This is a genomic window from Streptomyces sp. NPDC004435 (genome assembly GCF_042873895.1).
In the GTDB taxonomy this organism is placed as follows: domain Bacteria; phylum Actinomycetota; class Actinomycetes; order Streptomycetales; family Streptomycetaceae; genus Streptomyces.
On sequence record NZ_JBIAMB010000001.1, the window covers coordinates 1 to 23,303 of the forward strand.

Annotated in this window: 21 protein-coding genes and 1 other RNA gene; 19 read left to right on the plus strand and 3 right to left on the minus strand. The window is 71.8% G+C overall.

Translation table 11 applies throughout. The features are described from left to right. The coding region (locus tag ACFYT9_RS00005) for an LPXTG cell wall anchor domain-containing protein (protein ID WP_389159920.1) at nucleotides 1-498 on the plus strand (498 nt) is incomplete at its 5' end. A 112-nt stretch (nucleotides 499-610) separates the two neighbouring features. On the opposite strand, the gene ACFYT9_RS00010 is transcribed toward ACFYT9_RS00005, so the two are convergent. After that, the gene (locus ACFYT9_RS00010; RefSeq protein WP_376604703.1) at nucleotides 611-793 is read right to left on the minus strand and encodes a hypothetical protein; all 183 of its coding nucleotides are present in this window, start codon (nucleotides 791-793) and stop codon (nucleotides 611-613) included. A 237-nt stretch (nucleotides 794-1,030) separates the two neighbouring features. Here ACFYT9_RS00010 and ftsE point away from each other — a divergent pair, with 237 nt between their 5' ends. From ftsE to ssrA, 5 genes are all read left to right on the plus strand, one after another. Continuing rightward, a complete protein-coding gene (gene ftsE / locus ACFYT9_RS00015; protein WP_053648390.1) occupies nucleotides 1,031-1,720 on the plus strand; it encodes a cell division ATP-binding protein FtsE in 690 nt (229 codons plus the stop codon). A gap of 21 nt (nucleotides 1,721-1,741) precedes the next feature. Next, nucleotides 1,742-2,659, plus strand: coding sequence for a permease-like cell division protein FtsX (gene ftsX, locus ACFYT9_RS00020; protein WP_376604705.1), 918 nt, complete (start codon nucleotides 1,742-1,744; stop codon nucleotides 2,657-2,659). Between the two features lie 77 nt (nucleotides 2,660-2,736). Next, nucleotides 2,737-3,981, plus strand: coding sequence for a S41 family peptidase (locus ACFYT9_RS00025; RefSeq protein ID WP_389159922.1), 1,245 nt, complete (start codon nucleotides 2,737-2,739; stop codon nucleotides 3,979-3,981). Between the two features lie 18 nt (nucleotides 3,982-3,999). Further along, nucleotides 4,000-4,536: an SsrA-binding protein SmpB gene (gene smpB / locus ACFYT9_RS00030; protein ID WP_376604709.1), complete on the plus strand. Its 537-nt coding sequence runs from the start codon at nucleotides 4,000-4,002 to the stop codon at nucleotides 4,534-4,536. A gap of 79 nt (nucleotides 4,537-4,615) precedes the next feature. Beyond that, nucleotides 4,616-4,984, plus strand: a transfer-messenger RNA (tmRNA) gene (gene ssrA, locus ACFYT9_RS00035). Nucleotides 4,985-5,036: 52 nt separating this feature from the next. Here the strand turns inward: ssrA and ACFYT9_RS00040 are convergent. Then, nucleotides 5,037-6,293 (minus strand): MFS transporter, encoded by a 1,257-nt coding sequence (locus ACFYT9_RS00040; RefSeq protein WP_389159924.1) that lies wholly within the window; start codon nucleotides 6,291-6,293, stop codon nucleotides 5,037-5,039. 84 nt (nucleotides 6,294-6,377) lie between these two features. Between ACFYT9_RS00040 and ACFYT9_RS00045 the strand changes: the two genes are divergently transcribed. The 7 genes from ACFYT9_RS00045 (at nucleotide 6,378) to ACFYT9_RS00075 (ending at nucleotide 15,418) form a co-directional block, all read left to right on the plus strand. Beyond that, entirely contained in the window at nucleotides 6,378-7,340 is a 963-nt protein-coding gene (locus tag ACFYT9_RS00045; protein ID WP_387274569.1) for a LysR family transcriptional regulator, read from the plus strand. A 177-nt stretch (nucleotides 7,341-7,517) separates the two neighbouring features. Next, nucleotides 7,518-8,873 carry a nitrate/nitrite transporter gene (locus ACFYT9_RS00050; RefSeq protein ID WP_387274571.1) on the plus strand — a complete coding sequence of 452 codons (1,356 nt, stop codon included), beginning with the start codon at nucleotides 7,518-7,520 and terminating at the stop codon, nucleotides 8,871-8,873. A gap of 84 nt (nucleotides 8,874-8,957) precedes the next feature. Next, a complete protein-coding gene (locus tag ACFYT9_RS00055) occupies nucleotides 8,958-10,100 on the plus strand; it encodes a uroporphyrinogen-III synthase (protein WP_389159926.1) in 1,143 nt (380 codons plus the stop codon). A gap of 10 nt (nucleotides 10,101-10,110) precedes the next feature. Continuing rightward, the gene (locus ACFYT9_RS00060; protein ID WP_389159928.1) at nucleotides 10,111-10,629 is read left to right on the plus strand and encodes a GNAT family N-acetyltransferase; all 519 of its coding nucleotides are present in this window, start codon (nucleotides 10,111-10,113) and stop codon (nucleotides 10,627-10,629) included. Nucleotides 10,630-10,691: 62 nt separating this feature from the next. Then, entirely contained in the window at nucleotides 10,692-12,980 is a 2,289-nt protein-coding gene (locus tag ACFYT9_RS00065; RefSeq protein ID WP_387274575.1) for a HelD family protein, read from the plus strand. Between the two features lie 401 nt (nucleotides 12,981-13,381). Further along, nucleotides 13,382-14,797 (plus strand): NAD-dependent malic enzyme, encoded by a 1,416-nt coding sequence (locus ACFYT9_RS00070; protein ID WP_376601061.1) that lies wholly within the window; start codon nucleotides 13,382-13,384, stop codon nucleotides 14,795-14,797. A 339-nt stretch (nucleotides 14,798-15,136) separates the two neighbouring features. Continuing rightward, nucleotides 15,137-15,418: an HU family DNA-binding protein gene (locus tag ACFYT9_RS00075; protein ID WP_017237029.1), complete on the plus strand. Its 282-nt coding sequence runs from the start codon at nucleotides 15,137-15,139 to the stop codon at nucleotides 15,416-15,418. Nucleotides 15,419-15,517: 99 nt separating this feature from the next. Here ACFYT9_RS00075 and murA read toward each other — a convergent pair whose 3' ends face one another. Further along, a complete protein-coding gene (murA, locus tag ACFYT9_RS00080) occupies nucleotides 15,518-16,864 on the minus strand; it encodes a UDP-N-acetylglucosamine 1-carboxyvinyltransferase (protein WP_376601060.1) in 1,347 nt (448 codons plus the stop codon). 288 nt (nucleotides 16,865-17,152) lie between these two features. Between murA and ACFYT9_RS00085 the strand changes: the two genes are divergently transcribed. The 6 genes from ACFYT9_RS00085 (at nucleotide 17,153) to ACFYT9_RS00110 (ending at nucleotide 23,071) form a co-directional block, all read left to right on the plus strand. Beyond that, on the plus strand, nucleotides 17,153-17,713 hold the full coding sequence (locus ACFYT9_RS00085; RefSeq protein WP_043227504.1) for a YqgE/AlgH family protein: 561 nt from the start codon (nucleotides 17,153-17,155) through the stop codon (nucleotides 17,711-17,713). A gap of 30 nt (nucleotides 17,714-17,743) precedes the next feature. Next, the gene (locus tag ACFYT9_RS00090; RefSeq protein ID WP_376601058.1) at nucleotides 17,744-18,043 is read left to right on the plus strand and encodes a DUF3039 domain-containing protein; all 300 of its coding nucleotides are present in this window, start codon (nucleotides 17,744-17,746) and stop codon (nucleotides 18,041-18,043) included. 289 nt (nucleotides 18,044-18,332) lie between these two features. Next, nucleotides 18,333-19,637 carry an extracellular solute-binding protein gene (locus tag ACFYT9_RS00095; RefSeq protein WP_387274578.1) on the plus strand — a complete coding sequence of 435 codons (1,305 nt, stop codon included), beginning with the start codon at nucleotides 18,333-18,335 and terminating at the stop codon, nucleotides 19,635-19,637. A gap of 5 nt (nucleotides 19,638-19,642) precedes the next feature. Then, nucleotides 19,643-20,596: a carbohydrate ABC transporter permease gene (locus ACFYT9_RS00100; RefSeq protein WP_376603411.1), complete on the plus strand. Its 954-nt coding sequence runs from the start codon at nucleotides 19,643-19,645 to the stop codon at nucleotides 20,594-20,596. Further along, nucleotides 20,593-21,441: a carbohydrate ABC transporter permease gene (locus tag ACFYT9_RS00105; RefSeq protein ID WP_376603412.1), complete on the plus strand. Its 849-nt coding sequence runs from the start codon at nucleotides 20,593-20,595 to the stop codon at nucleotides 21,439-21,441. Before ACFYT9_RS00100 ends, ACFYT9_RS00105 begins: the two co-directional genes overlap by 4 nt. A gap of 4 nt (nucleotides 21,442-21,445) precedes the next feature. After that, nucleotides 21,446-23,071 carry a beta-N-acetylhexosaminidase gene (locus ACFYT9_RS00110; RefSeq protein ID WP_387274581.1) on the plus strand — a complete coding sequence of 542 codons (1,626 nt, stop codon included), beginning with the start codon at nucleotides 21,446-21,448 and terminating at the stop codon, nucleotides 23,069-23,071. The last annotated feature ends 232 nt before the right edge of the window (nucleotides 23,072-23,303 follow it).

Genomic DNA, 23,303 nt, shown 5'->3' on the forward strand with positions numbered 1-23,303 from the left:
GATGCCGGCGGTGACGGCGGTAACGATGCCGGCGGTGACGGCGGTAACGATGCCGGCGGTGACGGCGGTAACGATGCCGGCGGTGACGGCGGTAACGATGCCGGCGGTGACGGCGGTAATGACGCCGGCGGTGACGGCGGTAATGACGCCGGCGGTGACGGCGGTAATGACGCCGGCGGTGACGGCGGCACGTCCACCGACGGTGGTTCCTCCACCGACGGCGGCTCCGGCACCTGCACCGTCGAGCTCGACGGCGTCGAGTGCGTCGCCGACGGCTCGACCGGCTCCAACGGTTCGACCGGCTCCAACAACAACACCGACACCCAGCAGGCCGGCAGCCAGCCGGTGCAGCAGGGTGAGGCCAAGGAGGAGCTCGCCGAGACCGGTGCGGCCGAGACCTCGTTCCTGATCATCGGCGCCGCCACCATGATCGCCGGTGGCATCGGCTTCCGCTTCCTGCCGCGCCTCGTCGCGGGCGGGCGCGGCGCCGCCGCCTGATCGACCCAGCGGGCACACAGAAGGGCCGGGGAGGCTTCCTCCCCGGCCCTTCGACCGGTTCCGGCTCGTGTGCGGCCCGCGGGCCCTCCGCGACCCCTGGGGCCGCGGACACCTACACCGTGCGGACCGCCGCCAGCAGTGCCAGTGTCGCCAGCAGGGCGATCACCAGCGTCAGTACCATCGCGGGGGACAGCCCCTGCGGCTCCAGGCGCTCGCGGTTGGCCCTGCAGACGGGGCAGCGACCCTCGGCGACCGGGGCCGCGCAGTTGGCGCACACCAGTCGGTCGTAGGTCATACGCTCTCCTCCTCCCGCACGGGGCTCACACCAGGACAACGCCCGGCACGATCCGGACGTTCCCCCTACCACTCTGCCAGCTCCGCGAGGTTCCGGCGCGCCCCGGCGGCGAACGCCTCTCTTCCGCCCCGAACGGCGAAAAAGGATAAAGCACGCAAGCCAGGACCGCGACTGCGCGGGGCTTCCCGGTTCGCGTAAGGTCACGCACACCTACTCCCGGCCGACCGTGGTGCATTCGTGATCCGATTCGACAACGTCTCCAAGTCCTATCCGAAGCAGAACCGCCCCGCGCTCCGGGATGTCTCCCTGGAGATCGAGAAGGGGGAGTTCGTCTTCCTCGTCGGTTCGTCCGGCTCCGGAAAGTCGACCTTCCTCCGGCTGCTCCTGCGTGAGGAGCGCGCCAGCCAAGGGCAGGTGCACGTCCTCGGCAAGGACCTCGCCAGGCTGTCCAACTGGAAGGTGCCGCACATGCGGCGCCAGCTCGGCACCGTCTTCCAGGACTTCCGCCTGCTGCCGAACAAGACCGTCGCGCAGAACGTGGCCTTCGCGCAGGAGGTCATCGGCAAGCCGCGCGGCGAGATCCGCAAGGCCGTCCCCCAGGTGCTCGACCTGGTCGGCCTCGGCGGCAAGGAGGACCGCATGCCGGGCGAGCTGTCCGGTGGTGAGCAGCAGCGCGTCGCCATCGCCCGCGCCTTCGTCAACCGTCCGATGCTGCTGATCGCCGACGAGCCCACCGGCAACCTCGACCCGCAGACCTCCGTCGGCATCATGAAGCTGCTCGACCGCATCAACAGGACAGGGACCACCGTCGTCATGGCGACCCACGACCAGAACATCGTCGACCAGATGCGCAAGCGCGTCATCGAGCTGGAGAAGGGCCGCCTCGTCCGCGACCAGGCGCGCGGCGTCTACGGCTACCAGCACTGACGGCGGGGGAACCAGAACACCATGCGCGCTCAGTTCGTGCTCTCCGAGATCGGCGTCGGTCTCCGGCGCAACCTGACGATGACCTTCGCGGTCATCGTCTCCGTGGCCCTGTCGCTGGCCCTCTTCGGCGGTGCCCTGCTCATGCGCGAGCAGGTCTCCACGATGAAGGACTACTGGTACGACAAGGTCAACGTCTCCATCTTCCTCTGCAACAAGACGGACGCCGCGGGCTCGCCGAAGTGCGCCAAGGGCGCCGTCACCAAGCAGCAGCGCGAGCAGATCCAGGCCGACCTGCGGAAGATGGACATCGTGGAGAACGTCATCCACGAGACGGCCGAGGAAGCCTTCAAGCACTACAAGGAGCAGTACGGCGACACCGCCATCGCCTCCGTCATCACCCCGGACCAGATGCAGGAGTCGATCCGGGTGAAGCTGAAGGACCCGGAGAAGTACCAGGTGGTCGCCACCGCCTTCGCCGGCCGGGACGGCATCGAGTCCGTCCAGGACCAGCGCTCCATCCTGGAGACGCTCTTCAACATGATGCGGAGCGTCAACTACGCGGCCGTCGCGCTGATGCTGCTCATGCTGGTCATCGCGCTCATGCTGATCATCAACACGGTCCGCGTCTCGGCCTTCAGCCGGCGCCGCGAGACCGGCATCATGCGGCTGGTCGGCGCCTCCAGCTTCTACATCCAGATGCCGTTCATCATGGAGGCCGCGTTCTCCGGTCTGATCGGCGGAGCGTTCGCCTGTGTGCTGCTCCTCGCCGGCCGGTACTTCCTCGTCGACCACGGCCTGAACCTCGCCGAGCAGATGCCACTGGTCAACTTCATCGGCTGGGACGTGGTCTTCGCCCAGCTGCCGCTGGTGATCGTCATCGGCCTGCTGATGCCGTCCGTGGCCGCCTTCATCGCGCTGCGCAAGTACCTGAAGGTGTGAGAAGAGACCTCCGGGAGCGGATGGCGTCCTGAGGCCAAAGCCTCTGTGCGCCGCCGCCTTGTCCTAGAGTGGGCGGCATGCCGGCCGGCCCCGCGCCCCTCTGTCTCCGGCCCCGCGGTCTCGTCCGCGGGGCCGTTCTCACGTTGGTCTTCGCCGGAGTCCTCGCCACCGCCGCCGCGACCGGCGCGCTGCCCCGCGAGGACGCCGGGCCCGAGCCCCGTGCCGGTGCCGGGGACCGGGCCGCCTACGACCGGGCGGCCCTCCACCGCGCCGCCGCCGAGGCCGTCGCCGACGGCAAGTCGGGCAAGCAGGCCGCCGAGGAGTTCGTCAGCCGCAGCGGCGACCGCTGGGGCGCCGTCTACGACCCGCGGGAGTACGCGGAGTTCGAGCAGTCCCTCGACGGCGCCTACACCGGCGTCGGCCTCTCCGCGGGGTCCGCGGGGTCGGCGGGGAACGGGAGGACGCGTACGTCCTCCGATGACGATGACGATGACGGCGACAGCGGCGGCAGCGGCGGCAGCGGTGACTGTGTCCGGGTCACTCGTGTGAGGGACGGCGGGCCCGCGGAACGGGCCGGCCTGCGGACCGGCGACCTGCTGCTGGCCGTCGACGGGCGGGCCACCGACGGCCTGTCCGTCTCCGAGGTCGTCTCGCTGCTGCGCGGCGACGGCGTGCCCGGCTCCGCCGTGACCCTGAGGGTCGGCCGGTCCGGCATGACCTGGACCCAGACCCTGCGCCGGGAGCGGCTCGCGACCGACCCCGTCACCGTCTCCCGCCCCGACCCGAAGACCGTCGTCATCCGGGTCGCCGCCTTCAGCAAGGGCGCCGGCGACCGGGTGCGGGACGCGGTCCGCACCGCCCCGGCCGGCGCGGGGGTCCTGCTCGACCTGCGCGGGAACTCCGGCGGACTGGTCGACGAGGCGGCCGTCGCCGCCTCCGCCTTCCTCGACGGCGGTCTGGTCGCCACGTACGACGTCGAGGGCGAGGAGCGGTCCGTGTACGCGGAGCGTGGCGGCGACACCGGCCGGCCCCTGGTCGCGCTGATCGACGGCGGCACCATGAGCGCCGCCGAACTCCTCACCGGGGCGCTCCAGGACCGGGGGCGGGCGGTCACCGTGGGCTCCAGGACCTTCGGCAAGGGCTCGGTGCAGATGCCGAGCACCCTGCCCGACGGCTCCGTCGCCGAGCTCACCGTGGGCCACTACCGCACCCCCGCCGGGCACGACGTGGACGGGCGGGGCATCGCACCCGACCTGCCGGCCGACGAAGGGGCGGAGGAACGGGCCCGCACGGTATTGAGTGGCCTCGGAGGGGGCTCCTAGTGCGAAAATGACCGCACTATGGCTAAGGGACTCGTCAACGTACAGGGCAAGCCTGCCAAGAAGGCCCAGGACAAGGGGCCCGAGCGCAAGCTGATCGCGCAGAACAAGAAGGCGCGCCACGACTACCTCATCCTCGACACGTACGAGGCGGGCGTGGCGCTCATGGGTACGGAGGTGAAGTCGCTCCGGATGGGGCGGGCCTCGCTGGTGGACGGCTTCGTCCAGATCGAGGGCAACGAGGCGTGGCTGTACAACATCCACGTCCCCGAGTACATGCAGGGCAGCTGGACCAACCACTCGGCGAAGCGGAAGCGGAAGCTGCTGCTGCACCGGGCGGAGATCGACAAGCTGGCGCAGAAGGCGTCGGAGACCGGTCACACGATCGTGCCCCTCGCGCTGTACTTCCTGGGCGGCCGGGTGAAGTGCGAGATCGCGCTCGCCAAGGGCAAGAAGGAGTTCGACAAGCGCCAGACGCTCCGGGAGAAGCAGGACACGCGGGAGACCGCGCGGGCGATCGCGGCCGCGAAGCGGCGCCAGCGGGCCCAGGCGGGTTAATCGCTGGCAACCGTGGCCGCGGGTCACGTACGATGGGCCACGCACCCCACAGAGGGTGCGCGGATTGAAAAATCAACATGGGGATGATCGGTTTCGACAGCGGATGTCGAAGCAGGGGAAGCGTGTCGAGGAAGCGGCAATGATCTCGTTAACCACGCGCCGAAACCAATAATCGCCAACACCAAGCGCGATTCCTTCGCCCTCGCTGCCTAAGTAGCGACTTGCGAAGTGTCAGCCCGGGGCTGTTCCCGACCCGGATCCTGGCATCATGAAGGGGACTAAACCTTGATCCCGGTCACGGGGTGAAGAGGGAAATCAAACAGTGACTGAGCCCGTTCCGGACTTGTCTGGGTGATCCGGAGGGCTGAGAAACTCGTACCAGACTGCACACGGAGAAGCCCTGATTCCGCACCGTTGGACGCGGGTTCGATTCCCGCCATCTCCACTCATCCCATGTGGGCAGAGGCCCGGTGGTCGCGCGAGCGACCGCCGGGCCTCTGTCATTTCCGCGTCCCCCTCCGCGCCGGGCGGCCGACGCCGGTCGCCACGCACAGGGTCAGGGCGAGGGCCGCCGCCGTCACCGGGAGGGCGAAGCCGAGGACGGGGTCCGGGGCGTGGTCCGCCGTCCAGCCGGCGGTGGCGGAGCCGGTGGCGACTCCGGCCAGGAGGGCGGTCACGGCCAGGGTCATGCCCTCGTTCAGCTGCGCGGGCGGGGTCAGCCGCTGGACCAGGGCCATGCCCGTGACCATCGTGGGCGCCGTCGCCATGCCCGCCACCAGAAGCCCGGCGGCCAGCGCGAGGAGGGAGTCCGTCCGGGCCGCGAGCAGCGGCGCCGTCATCACCACCGTCATCGCCAGCAGGCAGGTGCGCAGGCCGGCGGTGCGGCGGGCCCGGCCGTAGAGCAGGCCGGCCGCGCAGGAACCCGCCGCCTGGAGCGCCAGGACCGGGCCCGCGACCGGACCGTCCACGAACGCCAGGGCGGTCACCTCCAGCGAACCGAAGATGGCGCCCGTGGCGAGGAAGACCACGAGCAGCGGGACCATCCCCGGCGCGCGGAGCGGTGAGCCCGCCGCGATGCGCGGGGCGACCGGCGGCTCGGTCGAGCGCTGCGCGGTGAAGAGCAGCACACCGGTCAGCAGCAGCACGGCGGCCATCAGCGTGCCCGCCTGCGGGAAGAGCCCCGAGCAGACCACCGCCGCGAGCACCGGGCCGAGCATGAAGCACAGCTCGTCGGCGGCCTGCTCGAAGGCGTTCGCCGTGTGCAGGGACGCCGGGTCGCCGCGCAGCAGGTGGGCCCAGCGGGCCCGGGACATGCCGCCCGAGTTGGGGGTGGTCGCGGTCGGCAGGATCGCGCAGAACAGCGCCCACGCGGGCGCGTGCCCCCGGACGCACAGCAGGAGCAGCAGATGCCCGAGGACGGCGAACGCGGCGGCCGGTACGGCCACCCGCCGCTGTCCGTGCCGGTCGATCAGCCGGGCGACCAGGGGCGCCGTCAGCGCCCCCGCCACCAGGCCGGTCGCGGTGACCGCGCCCGCCAGGGCGTAGGAGTCGTACGCCGCCGAGATCATGATCACCGCGCTGATGCCGAACATCCCCGAGGGCAGCCGGGCGATCAGGTTCCCGGCGGTGAAGGCGCGCGTACCGGGCAGGGCGAAGAGACGGAGGTAGGGATTGCGGGGGAGCGCGGCGGGGCGCTCCCGGTAGCGAGGGGCCAGGCCCGGGCCCGCCGGGGTGGGGACGAGAAGCTGGTGCGGCATGGCACCAGGCTCCGGCCCGTCCGCCGGAACCGTCCAACACCTGTACGGTCGCCATTCACGCACCTGTGTTGTTGAATGCGGCGGGTGGCCACACCGTACGACATCGACCCCCGGCTGCTGCGCGCCTTCACCGCCGTCGCGCAGGAGCTCCACTTCACCCGCGCCGCGAGCCGCCTCTTCGTCGCCCAGCAGGCGCTCAGCCGGGACATCCGGCGCCTCGAACGCGAGGTGGGCGCACCGCTGTTCGCGCGGACCACCCGGCAGGTCGCGCTCACCCCGGACGGCGAACGGCTCCTCCCGTACGCCCGCCGGGTCCTCGACGCCCACGACGCGCTCCGCGACGCCTTCCGGACCGAGCACCGCCCGCTCCTCGTGGACCTCAACTCACCCGGCCTCGTCCACGACCGCATCCTGCGCCGCGCCCGCGAACTCGCCCCCGAGCAGGAGCTGATGGCCCGCTTCGAGTCCGGGCTCACCGGCGCCGCGGGGGAGATCCTGGCCGGGCGGCTCGACGCCTCCTTCGGACGGTACGGCGGGCTCGCGCCCTCCCTGCGGGCCCGGCTCGACGCGCAGTTCGTGCGGTACGAGCCGATGGCGGTGGTCCTGCCCGAGGACCACCCGCTCGCCGCCCTGCCCGAGGTGCCGCTCGGCCGGCTCGCCGGCGAACACCTCTACGCCGGCGCGGGCAACGACCGCACCCCCGAGTGGACCGACCTGGCCGTCCGGCTGTTCGACGGGCGCGGCATCCACCTCGCGCCGCCCGCGCCGCTCGCCGTCGGCACGGAGGAGTTCCAGCGGATCATGGCCAAGCACCGGCACCCGGTCCTCGCCGTCGTCGGATTCCCGCCCATGCCCGGCTGCGTCCTGCGGCCCCTCGTCGACCCCGTCCCGCTCTCGCCCGTCAGCCTCGTCTGGCGCAAGGGCCTGCGCCACCCCGCCCTCGACGCCCTCCGCGCGGCCGCCGCCGAACTGGGGGAGCGGGAGGGCTGGCGCGACCGGCCGTCCGGCTCCTGGCTGCCGGCGCGGGAGCCGGGAGTGCCGGCGTAGCCCGCCCGCCCCCGCCCATGGCGGCGACTCACACGGCGGCGACTCACACGGGGCGTTTCGTCCGGGTGAGAGCAAGGTTCCGCCGACGTCACCTTGCGGCACCGGGCCGAAACGCGTCCTCCTTAGGGTCGGGGGCACCAGGATCCGGCACCGGATCCGACACCGTGGAGGTGCGAGATGCGCGGGCGCTGGATCGACGTCTGGGAACCCGAGGACGAGACCTTCTGGAAGGAGAAGGGCGAGCGGATCGCCCGGCGCAACCTCGTCTTCTCCGTCCTCTCCGAGCACATCGGCTTCTCCATCTGGAGCCTGTGGTCGGTGATGGTCCTCTTCATGGGACCGGAGTACGGCATCGACGCCGCCGGGAAGTTCTTCCTCATCGGCACCGCGACCTTCGTCGGCGCGCTGATCCGCATCCCGTACACCTTCGTCGTCGCCCGCTTCGGCGGACGCAACTGGACGGTCTTCAGCGCCCTGCTGCTCCTGCTCCCGACCGGCCTCGCCTTCGCCGTGATGGAACCCGGCACTTCCTATTCCACCTTCGTCCTGGTCGCCGCCCTCACCGGCGTCGGCGGCGGCAACTTCGCCTCCTCCATGACCAACATCAACGCCTTCTTCCCGCTCCGGAAGAAGGGCTGGGCGCTCGGCCTGAACGCCGGCGGCGGCAACATCGGCGTCCCCGTCGTCCAGCTCGTCGGCCTCCTCGTCATCGGCACGGCCGGCGCGATGCACCCGAGGATCGTCCTCGGCGTCTACCTGCCGCTGATCATCGTCGCCACCGTCTGCTCCGCCCTCTTCATGGACAACCTCACGCCCGTGAAGAACGACACCGGCGCCTTCCGCGAGGCCGTCCGGGCCCGCCACACCTGGATCATGGCCTTCCTGTACATCGGGACCTTCGGCTCCTTCATCGGCTACAGCTTCGCCTTCGGCCTCGTCCTCCAGACCCAGTTCGGCCGCACCCCGCTCCAGGCCGCCTCGCTCACCTTCGTCGGCCCCCTGCTCGGCTCCCTCATCCGCCCCTTCGGCGGCTCCCTCGCCGACCGGCACGGCGGCGCCCGCATCACCCTCGCCACCTTCGCCGCCATGTCCGCCGCGACCGGCATCGTGATCTGGGCCTCCGTCATCGAGTCGCTGAGCGTCTTCCTCGTCGGCTTCATCGCCCTCTTCGTCCTCAGCGGCCTCGGCAACGGCTCCACCTTCAAGATGATCCCGGCGATCTTCCTCGCCCAGGGGCACCGCAAGGGCCTGAGCGGCGAGACCGCGGAGGCGTACGGACGACGGCTCTCCGGCGCCTCCATGGGCCTCATCGGAGCCGTCGGCGGCCTCGGCGGCCTCGGGATCAACCTCGCCTTCCGCCAGTCCTTCCAGACCGCCGGCAGCGGCACCGCGGCCTTCGTCGCCTTCCTCGCCTTCTACGCCGCCTGCATGATCGTCACCTGGGCGGTATACCTTCGCCGCCCGCCCGTGGTGCCCGACACCGCCGAGGGCGCCGAGGAGCCGGAGACGCGGCCCGGATACGCGAAGGTGTGAGGCGGGGTGCCGGGCGCGTACCGTAACGACCAGGAAATACGCGTGAACCCCGACCGTCACGCGTCCGCGCCACTCTCGATGCCCATGGACCAGCACGAACACGGACCCCTGGCCGGCTTCACCGTCGGCGTCACCGCGGCCCGGCGCGCGGACGAACTCATCGCCCTGCTGCGCCGGCGCGGCGCGGCCGTCGTGCACGGACCCGCGCTGCGGATCGTCCCCCTCGCCGACGACACCGAACTCCTCGCCGCCACCAAGGAGATCATCGGCAACACGCCGGACGTCGTCGTCGCCACCACCGCGATCGGATTCCGCGGATGGGTCGAGGCGGCCGAGGGCTGGGGGTGCGGCACCGAGCTCCTCGACACCCTCCGCGGGGTCGAACTCCTCGCCCGCGGGCCCAAGGTCAAGGGGGCCGTCCGGGCCGCCGGACTCACCGAGTCCTGGTCGCCCTCGTCCGAGTCCATGGCCGAGGTCCTCGACCGGCTCCTCGCCGAGGGCGTCGCCGGGCGGCGGATCGCCCTCCAGCTCCACGGCGAACCGCTCCCCGGCTTCGTCGAGGCGCTCACCACCGCCGGGGCGAGCGTGGTGGGCGTGCCCGTCTACCGGTGGATGCCGCCGGAGGACATCGGGCCGCTCGACCGGCTCATCGACGCGGTGACCGCCGGCTCCGTCGACGCGGTCGCCTTCACCAGCGCGCCGGCCGCGGCGTCGCTCTTCGCCCGGGCGGCGGAGCGGGGGGTACGGGAGCGGGTCGTCGAGGCCCTGCGGCACGAGGTGCTCGCGGTCTGCGTCGGGCCGGTGACGGCGCTGCCCCTCCAGGCCGAGGCCGTCCCCACGTACCAGCCCGAACGGTTCCGGCTCGGGCCGCTCGTGCAGCTCCTCTGCACCGAGCTGCCCGCGCGGTCCCGGGTGCTGCCGGTCGCCGGGCACCGCGTCGAGATCCGTGGCCACGCGGTGCTGGTCGACGGGGCGCTCCGGCCGGTGCCGCCCGCCGGGATGGCGCTGCTCGGACTGCTCGCCCGGCGGCCCGGGTGGGTGGTGTCCCGCGCGGACCTCCTGCGGGCGCTGCCGGGGGCAGGCCGGGACGAGCACGCCGTCGAGACGGCGATGGCCCGTCTGCGTGCCTCCCTCGGGACCCCCAAGCTCATCCAGACGGTCGTCAAGCGCGGCTACCGCCTCTCCCTGGACCCGCTGGCCGACGACGCCGGGACGGGCGGGCGGTAGCGTACGGCGTATGGGTGACGGGGTGGCGATCAGGGAGGCCCGGGACGGGGACGCGGAGGCGCTCGCGGACGCGCTGACGCGGAACCGGGCGCACATGCGGGCCTACGAGCCCGTCCGGGCCGAGCGGTACTACACCGCCGAGGCCCAGGCCGAGCGGCTGGCGGACGGCGGGCGGCGGTGGTTCGCCGTGGACGGGGAGCGGATCGTCGGCGCCGCCATCCTCTCCGGCATCGTGCTCGGACCGTTCCGGAGCGCCAGCCTCGGGTACTGGGTCGACGGGGAGTACAACGGGCGGGGCATCGCCACGGCGCTCACCGAGGAGGTCCTGCGGGCCTCCCGCGACACGCTGGGGCTGCACCGGATCGAGGCGTCCACCATGCTCGACAACCACGCCTCCCAGCGCGTCCTCGCCAAGGCGGGCTTCGAGCGGATCGGGACCGCCCCCCGGTACCTGCACATCGCCGGCGCGTGGCGCGACCACCACCTCTTCCAGCGGATCCTGCACGATCAGGCGCCGCCCCTCGCCTGACACGGCGGCCACCGGTGGCGTACCTTTGACGGCTGCCCAGTGCACGTCAGAAGGGGGCCTTAGTGGCCGCGCAGGAAGCCGTCGACACGGTCAGAGACCGTGAGATCGGCGTCGAGCAGGAACATCTGGACCAGGTCTACCGCCGCCTGGAGGAGAAGATCCACGAGGCGGAGTTCCTGATGAACGACGCCGCCAAGAAGGGACACGTCGGCACGCCCGGCGCCCTCGCCGAGCGCGACGCCCAGGTCTTCCGTGCCGGAGTCCACCTCAACCGGCTCAACAACGAGTTCGAGGACTTCCTGTTCGGGCGGATCGACCTCCTGGACGGGAAGGACGGGGTCAAGGGACCCGACGGGGCCTACACGTCCGTGGAGCCCGCCGACGACGCCATCCGCGCCGACAACACCGCCGACATCGGCGAGACCCTGCACATCGGCCGCATCGGCGTCCTGGACGCCGACTACTCCCCGCTCGTCATCGACTGGCGCGCCCCCGCCGCCGCGCCCTTCTACCGGTCCACCCCCGTGGAGCCGGGCCGCGTCGTCCGCCGCCGGGTCATCCGGTCGAAGGGGCGCCGGGTCCTCGGCGTCGAGGACGACCTGATGCGCCCCGAGCTCAAGGCGAGCCTCCGCGGCGCCGAGCTGCCGGTCATCGGCGACGGCGCGCTCATGGCCGCCCTCGGACAGGCCCGCGGCCACACCATGCGGGACATCGTCTCGTCCATCCAGGCCGAGCAGGACCTCGTCATCCGCGCGCCCGCCGCCTCCGTCACGTATGTCGAGGGCGGTCCGGGCACCGGGAAGACCGCGGTGGCGCTGCACCGGGCCGCGTACCTGCTCTACCAGGACCGCAGGCGGTACGCCGGCGGCATCCTGATCGTCTCGCCGACCCCGCTGCTCGTCTCCTACACCGAGGGCGTGCTGCCCTCCCTCGGCGAGGAGGGGCAGGTCGCCATCCGGGCGCTGGGCGACCTCGCCGAGGACGCCGCCGGGGCCGTCGCCGACGCGTACGACGAGCCCGCCGTCTCCCGGATCAAGGGCTCCTCGCGGATGCTCGCCGTGCTCCGCAAGGCCGCCCGGGGCGCCCTCGACCGGCCCGACACGCCGAGGCTGCTCCGCGTCGTCGCCTTCGGGCGCCGCCTCGAACTGGAGGAGGGCGACCTGCGGCGGATCCGGCAGAACGTGCTCTCCGGCACCGCGCCCGTCAACCTGCTGAGGCCCCGCGCCCGCAGGCTCCTCCTCGACGCCCTCTACGCCCGCTCGGGCGCCGCCGGCCGGCACAGCGACCCCGAGCTCGCCGCCGAGCTGCGCTCCTCCTTCGACGAGGACGTCTCCACCGAGGACGCCTTCATCGGCTTCCTCGACGCCTGGTGGCCCGAGCTGACCCCGCGCCAGGTCCTCGACGCCATGGCCGACGAGAAGCGGCTCGGCCGCTGGGCCCGCCGGGTCCTCAACCCCGGCGAGGTCCGCCGGATCGCCCGCTCGCTGCGCCGCCCGGGCGTCTCCGTCCACGACGTCGCCCTCCTCGACGAGCTCCACACCCTGCTCGGCGCCCCGGCCCGGCCGAAGCGGAAGCGGGAGTACGACCCGCTGGACCAGCTGACCGGTCTGGAGGAGCTGATGCCGGTACGGGAGGAGACCCAGCGCGAGCGGGCCGAGCGGCTCGCCGCCGAGCGCACCGAGTACGCCCACGTCATCGTCGACGAGGCGCAGGACCTGACGCCCATGCAGTGGCGGATGGTCGGCCGCCGCGGCAGGCACGCCACCTGGACGATCGTCGGCGACCCGGCGCAGTCCTCCTGGTCCGACCCGGACGAGGCGGCCGCCGCCCGGGACGAGGCGCTGGGCTCCCGGCCGCGCCGCCGCTTCGAGCTGACGGTGAACTACCGCAACCCTGCCGAGATCGCCGAGCTGGCCGCCAAGGTCCTCGCGCTCGCCATGCCGGGCAAGGAGTCGCCGAGGGCGGTCCGCTCGACCGGTGTCGAGCCGCGGTTCGTCGCCGTCGGCAAGGGCGGCGACACGGCTGGAACCGTGCGGTCCGAGGCGGAGCGGCTGCTCGCCGAGGTCGAGGGCACGGTCGGCGTGGTCGTCGCCATGGACCGCAGGAAGGAGGCGGCCCGCTGGCTCGACGGCCTGGGCGACCGGGTGGTGGCGCTGGGCTCGCTGGAGGCCAAGGGCCTGGAGTACGACGCCACGCTGGTCGTCTCCCCGGCCGAGATCGCCGACGAGTCCCCGGCGGGCCTGCGCGTCCTGTACGTGGCCCTCACCCGTTCGACGCAGGCGCTGACGGTGCTCGCGGGGGAGCGCGACCTGCCGGACGAGGCGGGCGTCCCGGACCTCCTGCGGGACTGAGCGGAGGGCCGGACGGGGGTCTCAGGGTGGCGAATTCAGGTCAACACGCGCCGGGGGAATCACCTTCGCGGAGGCTTTGTTAGCCTGGTTCGTGACACCGGCTCGATCCAAGCCCCCGGGCCCAACCTTCGTCCCTCAGAGGGACCACTTGCCGCGAGGCGAGCATGGCGGGCCGGTGTCACTTAGACGTACATACGAAGTTGAGGCCCCGGTCGTCTTCCGATGACCGGGGCCTCTTCTGTTGTCCGTGTGACTCTCGTATGGTGGAAACTACTTTCCGAAAACAAAATGACCGCATTACCTGCTACCGGCGGGTAGGTGCGACGATCGGAGGGCGCCGCCAGGGCAACCAGCCGGGGCGGCGTGAGCAACGAAGCTAGGGAAAGCAGAGGAATCCGGCCATGGCAACGGCGCCCAGCGTCTCGTACTCGATGACGGTCCGGCTGGAGGTGCCCGCGAGCGGCACCGCGGTCTCGCAGCTCACGGCGGCGGTCGAGTCCCACGGAGGTTCCGTCACCGGCCTCGACGTCACGGCCTCGGGCCACGAGAAGCTCCGGATCGACGTCACCGTCGCCGCGACCTCCACCGCCCACGCCGACGAGATCGTCGAGCGGCTGCGGGACATCGAGGGCGTCGTCCTCGGCAAGGTCTCGGACCGGACGTTCCTGATGCACCTCGGCGGCAAGATCGAGATGGCGTCCAAGCACCCCATCCGCAACCGTGACGACCTCTCGATGGTCTACACCCCGGGCGTCGCCCGCGTGTGCATGGCGATCGCCGAGAACCCCGAGGACGCCCGCCGCCTCACCATCAAGCGCAACACGGTCGCGGTCGTCACCGACGGCTCCGCCGTCCTCGGCCTCGGCAACATCGGCCCGCTGGCCGCCATGCCCGTCATGGAGGGCAAGGCGGCCCTCTTCAAGCGCTTCGCCGGCATCGACGCCTGGCCGATCTGCCTGGACACCCAGGACACCGACGCCATCGTCGAGATCGTCAAGGCGATCGCCCCCGGCTTCGCGGGCATCAACCTGGAGGACATCTCCGCGCCCCGCTGCTTCGAGATCGAGGCCCGGCTCCGCGAGGCCCTGGACATCCCGGTCTTCCACGACGACCAGCACGGCACCGCCATCGTCGTCCTCGCCGCCCTCACCAACGCGCTCCGCGTGGTCGGCAAGGGCATCGGGGACGTACGGGTCGTCATGTCCGGCGCGGGCGCGGCCGGTACGGCCATCCTGAAGCTCCTGCTCGCCGCCGGTGTGAAGCACGCCGTCGTCGCCGACATCCACGGCGTCGTCCACGCGGGCCGCGAGGACCTGGTGGCCGCCCCGGCCGACTCGCCGCTGCGCTGGATCGCCGACAACACCAACCCCGAGGGCGTCACCGGCACCCTCAAGCAGGCCGTCGTCGGCGCGGACGTCTTCATCGGCGTGTCGGCCCCGAACCTGCTGGGCGCGGAGGACGTGGCCGCGATGGCCGAGGACTCCATCGTGTTCGCGCTCGCGAACCCCGACCCGGAGGTCGACCCGGCCGCCGCCCGGCAGACCGCCGCCGTGGTCGCCACCGGCCGCTCGGACTTCCCGAACCAGATCAACAACGTGCTGGTCTTCCCCGGCGTCTTCCGCGGCCTGCTCGACGCGCAGTCCCGCACGGTGAACACCGAGATGATGCTCGCGGCCGCCAGCGCCCTCGCGGACGTCGTCACCGAGGACGAGCTGAACCCGAACTACATCATCCCGTCGGTCTTCAACGACAAGGTCGCGGGCGCCGTCGCCGGAGCGGTCCGCACCGCGGCGAAGGCGGCGGGCGCGGGCGCCTGACGTCAACGGGGAGCGGTACCCCTAGGCGTGTCGCGATTCGCGGAGCCGTAAACCCGCCTTTAGGGTGGCTTTTCGGCTCCGCACCGTTTGGGCGGAGTCGACGCTACGTCACCACCAGGGGGCTCCGGCGCTTTTCGTGTGACCCCAGGGGGCGCCGGATTGGCGTTCCCGCCGCTGGTGGGGGCAGGATGCTCCCCCGAGGACTTCGTCCAGGGGGGACCCCCCAGGGCGCGAGGGATCCACGAGAGACAGCCCCGGTTCCGGGGACTGTCCGAGGCCCCTGGCAGCATCGGCTTCGATCTCACGCCTCACAGGCAAGAAGAACACGGGAGTAACAACATGAACCGCAGTGAGCTGGTGGCCGCGCTGGCCGACCGCGCCGAGGTGACCCGCAAGGACGCCGACGCCGTGCTGGCCGCCCTCGCCGAGACCGTCGGCGAGGTCGTCGCCAAGGGCGACGAGAAGGTCACCATCCCCGGCTTCCTGACCTTCGAGCGCACCCACCGTGCCGCTCGCACCGCTCGTAACCCGCAGACCGGCGACCCGATCAACATCCCGGCCGGCTACAGCGTGAAGGTCTCCGCGGGCTCGAAGCTCAAGGAAGCCGCCAAGGGCAAGTAAGCGGCCTGTAGGCGCACGAAAGGGCGGTCACCCCTCCAAGGGTGGCCGCCCTTCCGTTCGTCCGGGAGAAGGCCCCGCAGGGCCTTTCCCGGGTCCTTCCTAGACCAGAGCGCTGCCCGGCAGCTCGACCTTCGCGCCGAGCTCCACGAGCTTCTCCATGAAGTTCTCGTAGCCGCGGTTGATCAGCTCGATGCCGTGCACCCGCGAGGTGCCCTGGGCGGCGAGGGCCGCGATCAGGTACGAGAAGCCGCCGCGCAGGTCCGGGATGACCAGGTCGGCGCCCTGGAGGCGGGTGGGGCCGCTGACGACCGCCGAGTGGAGGAAGTTCCGCTGGCCGAAGCGGCAGTCGGAGCCGCCCAGGCACTCGCGGTACAGCTGGATGTGGGCACCCATCTGGTTCAGCGCCGAGGTGAAGCCCAGCCGGGACTCGTACACCGTCTCGTGGACGATGGAGAGGCCGGACGCCTGGGTGAGGGCGACGACCAGCGGCTGCTGCCAGTCGGTCTGGAAGCCCGGGTGGACGTCGGTCTCCAGGTGGATCGCGTTGAGCGAGCCGCCCGGGTGCCAGAAGCGGATGCCCTCGTCGTCGATCTCGAAGGCGCCGCCGACCTTCCGGTACGTGTTGAGGAAGGTCATCATCGAGCGCTGCTGGGCGCCGCGCACGTAGATGTTGCCCTCGGTGGCGAGCGCCGCGGACGCCCAGGAGGCCGCCTCCAGGCGGTCCGGGAGCGCCCGGTGGGTGTAGCCGTCGAGCTTGTCGACACCGGTGATCCGGATGGTCCGGTCGGTGTCCATGGAGATGATCGCGCCCATTTTCTGCAGGACGCAGATCAGGTCCTCGATCTCGGGCTCCACGGCGGCGTTCGACAGCTCGGTGACGCCGTCCGCGAGGACCGCCGTGAGCAGCACCTGCTCGGTCGAGCCGACCGAGGGGTACGGGAGGCGGATCTTGCAGCCGCGAAGGCGCTGCGGGGCCTCCAGGTACTGCCCGTCGTCCCGCTTCTCGATGGTCGCGCCGAACTGGCGGAGCACGTCGAAGTGGAAGTCGATCGGCCGGCCGCCGATGTCGCAGCCGCCGAGGCCGGGGATGAAGGCGTGGCCGAGGCGGTGCAGCAGGGGGCCGCAGAAGAGGATCGGGATGCGCGACGAACCGGCGTGGGCGTCGATGTCGGCGACGTTGGCGGACTCGACGTGCGTCGGGTCGAGCACCAGCTCGCCGGGCTCCTCGCCGGGGCGCACCGTCACTCCGTGCAGCTGCAGCAGTCCGCGGACGACGCGGACGTCACGGATGTCGGGCACGTTGCGCAGTCTGCTGGGGCCGCTGCCGAGCAGGGCGGCGACCATCGCCTTGGGCACGAGGTTCTTCGCGCCGCGAACGCGGATTTCGCCTTCCAGCGGGGTTCCGCCATGGACGAGCAGTACATCATGGCTGTCTGTGCCGGTCATGAATCTCGCGTTCCGGAGTCGTCGGTCGGGTGGCCAGAGAAAAGGGTAAGGGGCCATGAGACCCCGATCGGGCCGGTCTGGGTGGTCGGCAGATGTAATGAATTCGGCACAACACTGTCCGTTTCCGCGATCTTGCGGACTGTCACCGTCCGTTTGTTCGGTCCCACCCGTCCGGGGCGTCCCTTCCCGCCCCTCCCGACCTGCGAGGCTCGCCCCCGCCTCCGCCGCTTTCCCGGTATCGCGCCCGAGAACCCCCGCCCCGGCCGAAGATGCGGGATCATGTGTCGCATGACCGAGGTGTCCTCGCTCACAGGACGGCTGCTCGTGGCCACCCCCGCCCTCGCGGACCCGAACTTCGACCGCGCGGTGGTGCTGCTGCTCGATCACGACGACGAGGGCTCGCTCGGCGTCGTCCTCAACCGGCCCACCCCCGTCACCGTCGGCGACGTGCTCGCCGCCTGGGCGGGTCTGGCCGGCGAGCCGGGCGTCGTCTTCCAGGGCGGTCCCGTCTCCCTCGACGCGGCGCTCGGCCTCGCCGTCATCCCCGGCGACGAGGGGCCGCTCGGCTGGCGCCGGGTCTTCGGCGCGATCGGCCTCGTCGACCTGGAGACCCCTCCCGAACTCCTCGGCCCCGCGCTCGGCGCGCTCCGCATCTTCGCCGGATACGCCGGCTGGGGCCCCGGCCAGCTGGAGACCGAACTGACCGAGGGCGCCTGGTACGTCGTCGAGTCCGAGCCCGGCGACGTCTCCTCGCCGACCCCCGAGACGCTCTGGCGCCAGGTCCTCCGCCGGCAGCGCGGCGAGCTCGCGATGATCGCGACCTACCCGGACGACCCGTCGCTCAACTGAGGCCCGGCGCTCCCAGTACCCTTGGGTCCCATGAGCACTCTCGAGCCCGAGCGCGGGGCAGGTACGGGGACCCTCGTCGAGCCGACGCCGCAGGTGTCCCACGGTGACGGCGACCACGAGCGCTACGCCCATTACGTCCAGAAGGACAAGATCATGGCGAGTGCCCTCGACGGCACTCCCGTCGTCGCCCTCTGCGGGAAGGTCTGGGTGCCGGGGCGCGACCCCAAGAAGTACCCCGTCTGCCCCATGTGCAAGGAGATCTACGAGTCCATGGGCTCGGGCGGCGACAAGGACAAGGGCAAGGGCGGCAAGGACGGCAAGGGGAAGTAGCCCCTCCTCCGGTCCCGTCGGGAACGGCCCCCGTCACACGCACCAGCGGTGCGCGTGACGGGGGCCGTTCCGCGTTTCCGGGCCGTTTCCGGGCCGCTTCCGGGCCGTTCCCGAGCCCGCGCAGGGGTCGCGCAGGGTCCGTGCGGAGTCCGCGCCGGGCGTCGGACCGGGGCCCGAAGTGGTCGAGACCTCTTGTCGTGATCGCCGGGCACGCCTAACCTCACCGCTGTTGTTGTGCAATGCGAAACGCTCGTTGCGTATGTTGCAACGCCTGCTCGGAGGGGAACCCATGAAGCTTCCTGCCCGGATCACCGCCCCCGTCGCCCTGCCGCTGGCCGCCCTCGTCCTGGCCGCCTGCGCGCCGCAGACCTCCGCACCCGCCGCCGGCGGGGACGAGAAGAGCGGAACCCTGCGCGTCTGGCTCTTCCAGGAGGTCGCCAACCAGCCCAAGGAGAAGGTCGTCGACGAGGCCGTCGCCGCCTTCGAGAAGAAGCACCCCGGCGCGGACGTCGAGGTGGAGTACATCCCCGTCGAGACCCGCGCCCAGCGCGTCAAGGCGGCCTTCAACGACCCGAAGTCCGCCCCCGACGTCATCGAGTTCGGCAACACCGACACCGCCGGCTACGTCAAGGACGGCGGACTCGCCGACGTCACCGCCGAGTTCTCCGCCTGGGACCAGGCCGCCGACAGCGACCCCACCGCCAAGCAGTCCGTCACCGTCGGCGGCAAGGTCTACGGCGCCCCGCTCTTCGTCGGCGTCCGCGCCCTCTACTACCGCACCGACGTCTTCTCCGAGCTCGGCCTCGCCGCCCCCAAGACCCAGGACGAACTCGTCGCGACCGCCCGGAAGATCCGCAAGGCGAAGCCGGAGCTGTACGGCATCGCCGTCGGCGGCGCCTACACCTACGGCGCCCTGCCCTTCGTCTGGGCCGCCGGCGGCGACCTCGCCACCGGGGACGGCTCCGGCGCCTACAAGGCCGCCCTGAACAGCGAAGCCGCCGTCAAGGGCATCGGCACCTACACCTCGCTCCTGGCCGACGACAACTGCCCCGCCGCCACCTGCGCCCAGATGGGCGGCAACGCCACCGTCACCGCCTTCGCCGCCGGCAAGGCCGGCATGGCCATCGGCGGCGACTTCAGCCACGCCGCCGTCGAGGCCGGCCAGGTCAAGGGCAAGTACGCCGTCGTCCCGCTGCCCGGCACCACGCCCGGCTCCGTCGCCCCGGCCTTCGCCGGAGGCAACAACATCGGCGTCCTCAGGTCCACCTCGCACCGCACCCTCGCCGTGGAGCTGATGAAGAGCCTCGCCGGCAAGGAGACCCAGACCAAGCTCTTCGACGCGATGGGCTTCCTGCCCACCTTCACCGACGTCCGCACCGCCGCCGCCGAGCGCAAGCCCTTCGTGAAGCCCTTCATCGACACCCTCGCCGCCGGCACGAAGTTCGTCCCCGCCACCGCCGCCTGGGGCCGGATCGACTCCTCGCTCGTCGTCCCCACGATGCTCCAGGAGATCGCCAGCGGCCGGAAGGACGTGAAGACCGCCGCCGGCGACGCGGCGAAGAAGATGGACGCGGCCTTCGCCGAGGCGGGCTGACCCGCATGACGCTCACCGCCCCCGCACCGCCCGCCCCCGCGGGCACCGCGAAAGAACCCGCGCGCCGCCGCCGGAACCGCAACGGCACCTCCGCCTGGACCCCCTGGCTCTACCTCCTGCCCGCCCTCGCCGTCCTCGGCGCCCTCCTCGTCTACCCCGTCTACCAGCTCGGCCTGATCTCCTTCCTGGAGTACACCCAGGCCCAGGTCAGCGGCGGCGAACCCACCTCCTTCCAGGGCTTCGGCAACTACACCGCCCTCTTCACCGACCCGCAGTTCCGCCAGGTCCTGCTCGCCACCGTCGTCTTCGCCGCCGCCTGCGTGGCCGGCACCCTCGCCGTCGGCTGCACCCTCGCCGTCCTGCTCACCCGGGTACGGGCGCTGCCCCGGCTCGCCCTGATGCTCGCCGCGCTCGGCGCCTGGGCCACCCCCGCCGTGACCGGCTCCACCGTCTGGGTCTTCCTCTTCGACGCCGACTTCGGACCGGTCAACCGGCTCCTCGGCCTCGGCGACTTCTCCTGGACCTACGGGCGGTACAGCGCCTTCGCGCTCGTCCTCCTCGAAGTCGTCTGGTGCTCGTTCCCCTTCGTGATGGTCACCGTCTACGCGGGGATCCGGGCCGTCCCCACCGAGGTCCTGGAGGCCGCCGCCCTCGACGGCGCCTCCCAGTGGCGGATCTGGCGCACCGTGACCGCGCCACTGCTCCGCCCGATCCTGGCCGTCGTCACCATCCAGTCCGTCATCTGGGACTTCAAGGTCTTCACCCAGATCTACGTGATGACCAACGGCGGCGGCATCGCCGGCCAGAACCTCGTCCTCAACGTCTACGCCTACCAGCAGGCCTTCGCCTCCTCCCAGTACAGCCTGGGCGCGGCGATCGGCGTCGTCATGCTCCTGCTCCTGCTCGCCGTGACCCTGGTGTACCTGCGGCTGCTGCGCCGCCAGGGGGAGGAACTGTGACCACCTTCCGGATACCCGGCGTCCGCCGCCCCGGGCGGCTGCTCGCCGAGGCGGCGGCCCTGCTCACCGCCGTCGTCGTCGCCTTCCCGCTGTACTGGATGGTCCTCTCGGCCTTCAAGCCGGCCGGCGAGATCCAGTCGACCGAGCCGAGGCCGTGGACGCTCTCGCCCTCCCTCGACTCCTTCCGGCGCGTCTTCGAACAGCAGGACTTCGGGCGCTACTTCCTCAACAGCCTGCTGGTGGCGACCGCCGTCGTGCTCGCCTCCGCCGTCATCGCCTTCCTCGCGGCGACCGCCGTCACCCGCTTCCGCTTCAAGTTCCGCACCACCCTCCTGATCATGTTCCTGGTGGCGCAGATGGTGCCGGTCGAGGCGCTGACCATCCCGCTCTTCTTCCTCATGCGGGACGCCGGGCTCCTCAACACCCTCGGCTCGCTCGTCCTGCCGCACATCGCCTTCTCGCTGCCCTTCGCGATCTGGATGCTCCGCGGCTTCGTACGGGCCGTGCCGGAGGCCCTGGAGGAGCAGGCCCGGATCGACGGGGCGAGCCACGCCCGCTTCCTGTGGACGATCCTCTTCCCGCTGGTCCTGCCGGGGCTCGTGGCGACCAGCGTCTTCTCGTTCATCTCGACCTGGAACGACTTCCTCTTCGCCAAGTCCTTCCTCATCAGCGACACCTCGCAGTCCACCCTCCCGATGGCGCTGCTGGTCTTCTTCAAGCCCGACGAGAACGACTGGGGAGGAATCATGGCCGGGTCGACCGTGATGACGATCCCGGTCCTCGTCTTCTTCGTACTCGTACAGCGCCGCCTGGTCTCCGGACTGGGCGGGGCGGTGAAGGACTGACGTGATGACAGACACGGACCTGATCCCCGCGCCCCTGACGGCCGCCCACCGGGAGGGCCTGCTCCCGCTCGACGCGACCACCGCCCTCGACGCCGGCCCCGGCACCGGGGCCACCGCCCGCTGGCTCCGCTCCGTCCTCGGAGCCGCCACCGGCCTGCCCCTCCCCGACGGCGGGGGACCCGGCGCGATCCGGCTGCGGCTCTCCCCGGAGACGGCGCGGGAGTACGGCCCCGAGGGCTACCGGCTCTCCGTGACCGGGGACGGCGTCCTGCTCGACGGCGGCGGCCCCGCCGGGCTCTTCTGGGGCGCCCAGACCCTGCGCCAGCTCCTCGGGCCCGACGCGTACCGGCGGGCGCCGCTGCCCGGCCGGACCTGGCGGCTGCCGTACACCGAGGCCGCCGACCGCCCCCGCTTCGGCTGGCGCGGCCTCCTCCTCGACGTGGCCCGGCACTTCACCGCCAAGGAGGACGTGCTGCGGCTGCTCGACCTGATGGCCGCGCACAAGCTGAACGTCTTCCACTTCCACCTCACCGACGACCAGGGCTGGCGGATCGAGATCGAGCGGTACCCGCGCCTGACCGAGACGGGCTCCTGGCGGGCCCGCTCCAAGTGGGGGCACCGGGCGTCGCCGCTGTGGAACGACACGCCGCACGGCGGCTTCTACACGCGGGACGACATCCGGGAGATCGTCGCGTACGCCGCCGAGCGGCACATCACCGTCGTCCCCGAGATCGACCTCCCCGGCCACTCGCAGGCCGCCATCGCCGCGTACCCCTGGCTCGGCAACACCGACGTCGTCGACACCGCCGCCCTCACCCCCTGGGACTCCTGGGGCGTGAACCCGAACGTCCTCGCTCCCACCGAGGAGGTGCTGCGCTTCTACGAGGGCGTCTTCGAGGAGGTCCTGGAGCTCTTCCCGTCGACCTTCGTGCACGTCGGCGGCGACGAGTGCCCCAAGGACCAGTGGAAGGAGTCCCCGGCCGCCCAGGCCCGGATCGCGGAGCTGGGGGTGGGCGACGAGGACGGGCTCCAGTCCTGGTTCATCCGCCACTTCGACCGCTGGCTCGCCGACCGCGGCCGCCGCCTCATCGGCTGGGACGAGATCCTGGAGGGCGGCCTCGCCGAGGGCGCGGCCGTGTCGTCCTGGCGGGGGTACGGCGGCGGGATCGCCGCCGCCGAGGCCGGGCACGACGTCGTCATGTGCCCGGAGCAGCAGGTCTACCTCGACCACCGGCAGGACGGCGGCGAGGACGAGCCCGTGCCCATCGGCTTCGTCCGCACCCTGGAGGACGTGTACCGCTTCGAGCCCGTCCCGCCCGGCCTCTCCGAGGCGGCGGCCCGTCACGTCCTGGGTACCCAGGCCAACGTGTGGACCGAGGTGATGGAGAACCGGGCCCGCGTCGACTACCAGGTCTTCCCCCGCCTCGCCGCCTTCGCCGAGGTCGCCTGGTCCGCGCTCCCCGCCCCCGCCGACCGCGACACGGCCGGCTTCCTGCGCCGCATGGAGACCCACTACCGCCGCCTCGACGCCCTCGGCGTCGCCTACCGCCCGCCGGGCGGCCCCGCCCCCTGGCAGCGCCGCCCCGGACTCCTCGGCCGCCCGATCGACGGACCGCCCCCGATCGTGTGAGCCACCTCGCGTCCCGGGGTCACCCGGGAGCGGCGAAACGGGAGTTACCTTCTCTGTCAGGACGTCCCGGGGCGTCCGGGGGTGTCTGCGGACATCCCGGGCGTCCCGGGTGTCCCCGACGCCCCGGCGGAAGGGGCAGCGCGCGGCCCCTCGCTCCGGACGGCTCGGAAGATGTGCCAGAGTTGCCACGTCCGGCCTGTGAGCACGTACGGTACGCCCACACACAGGCGCG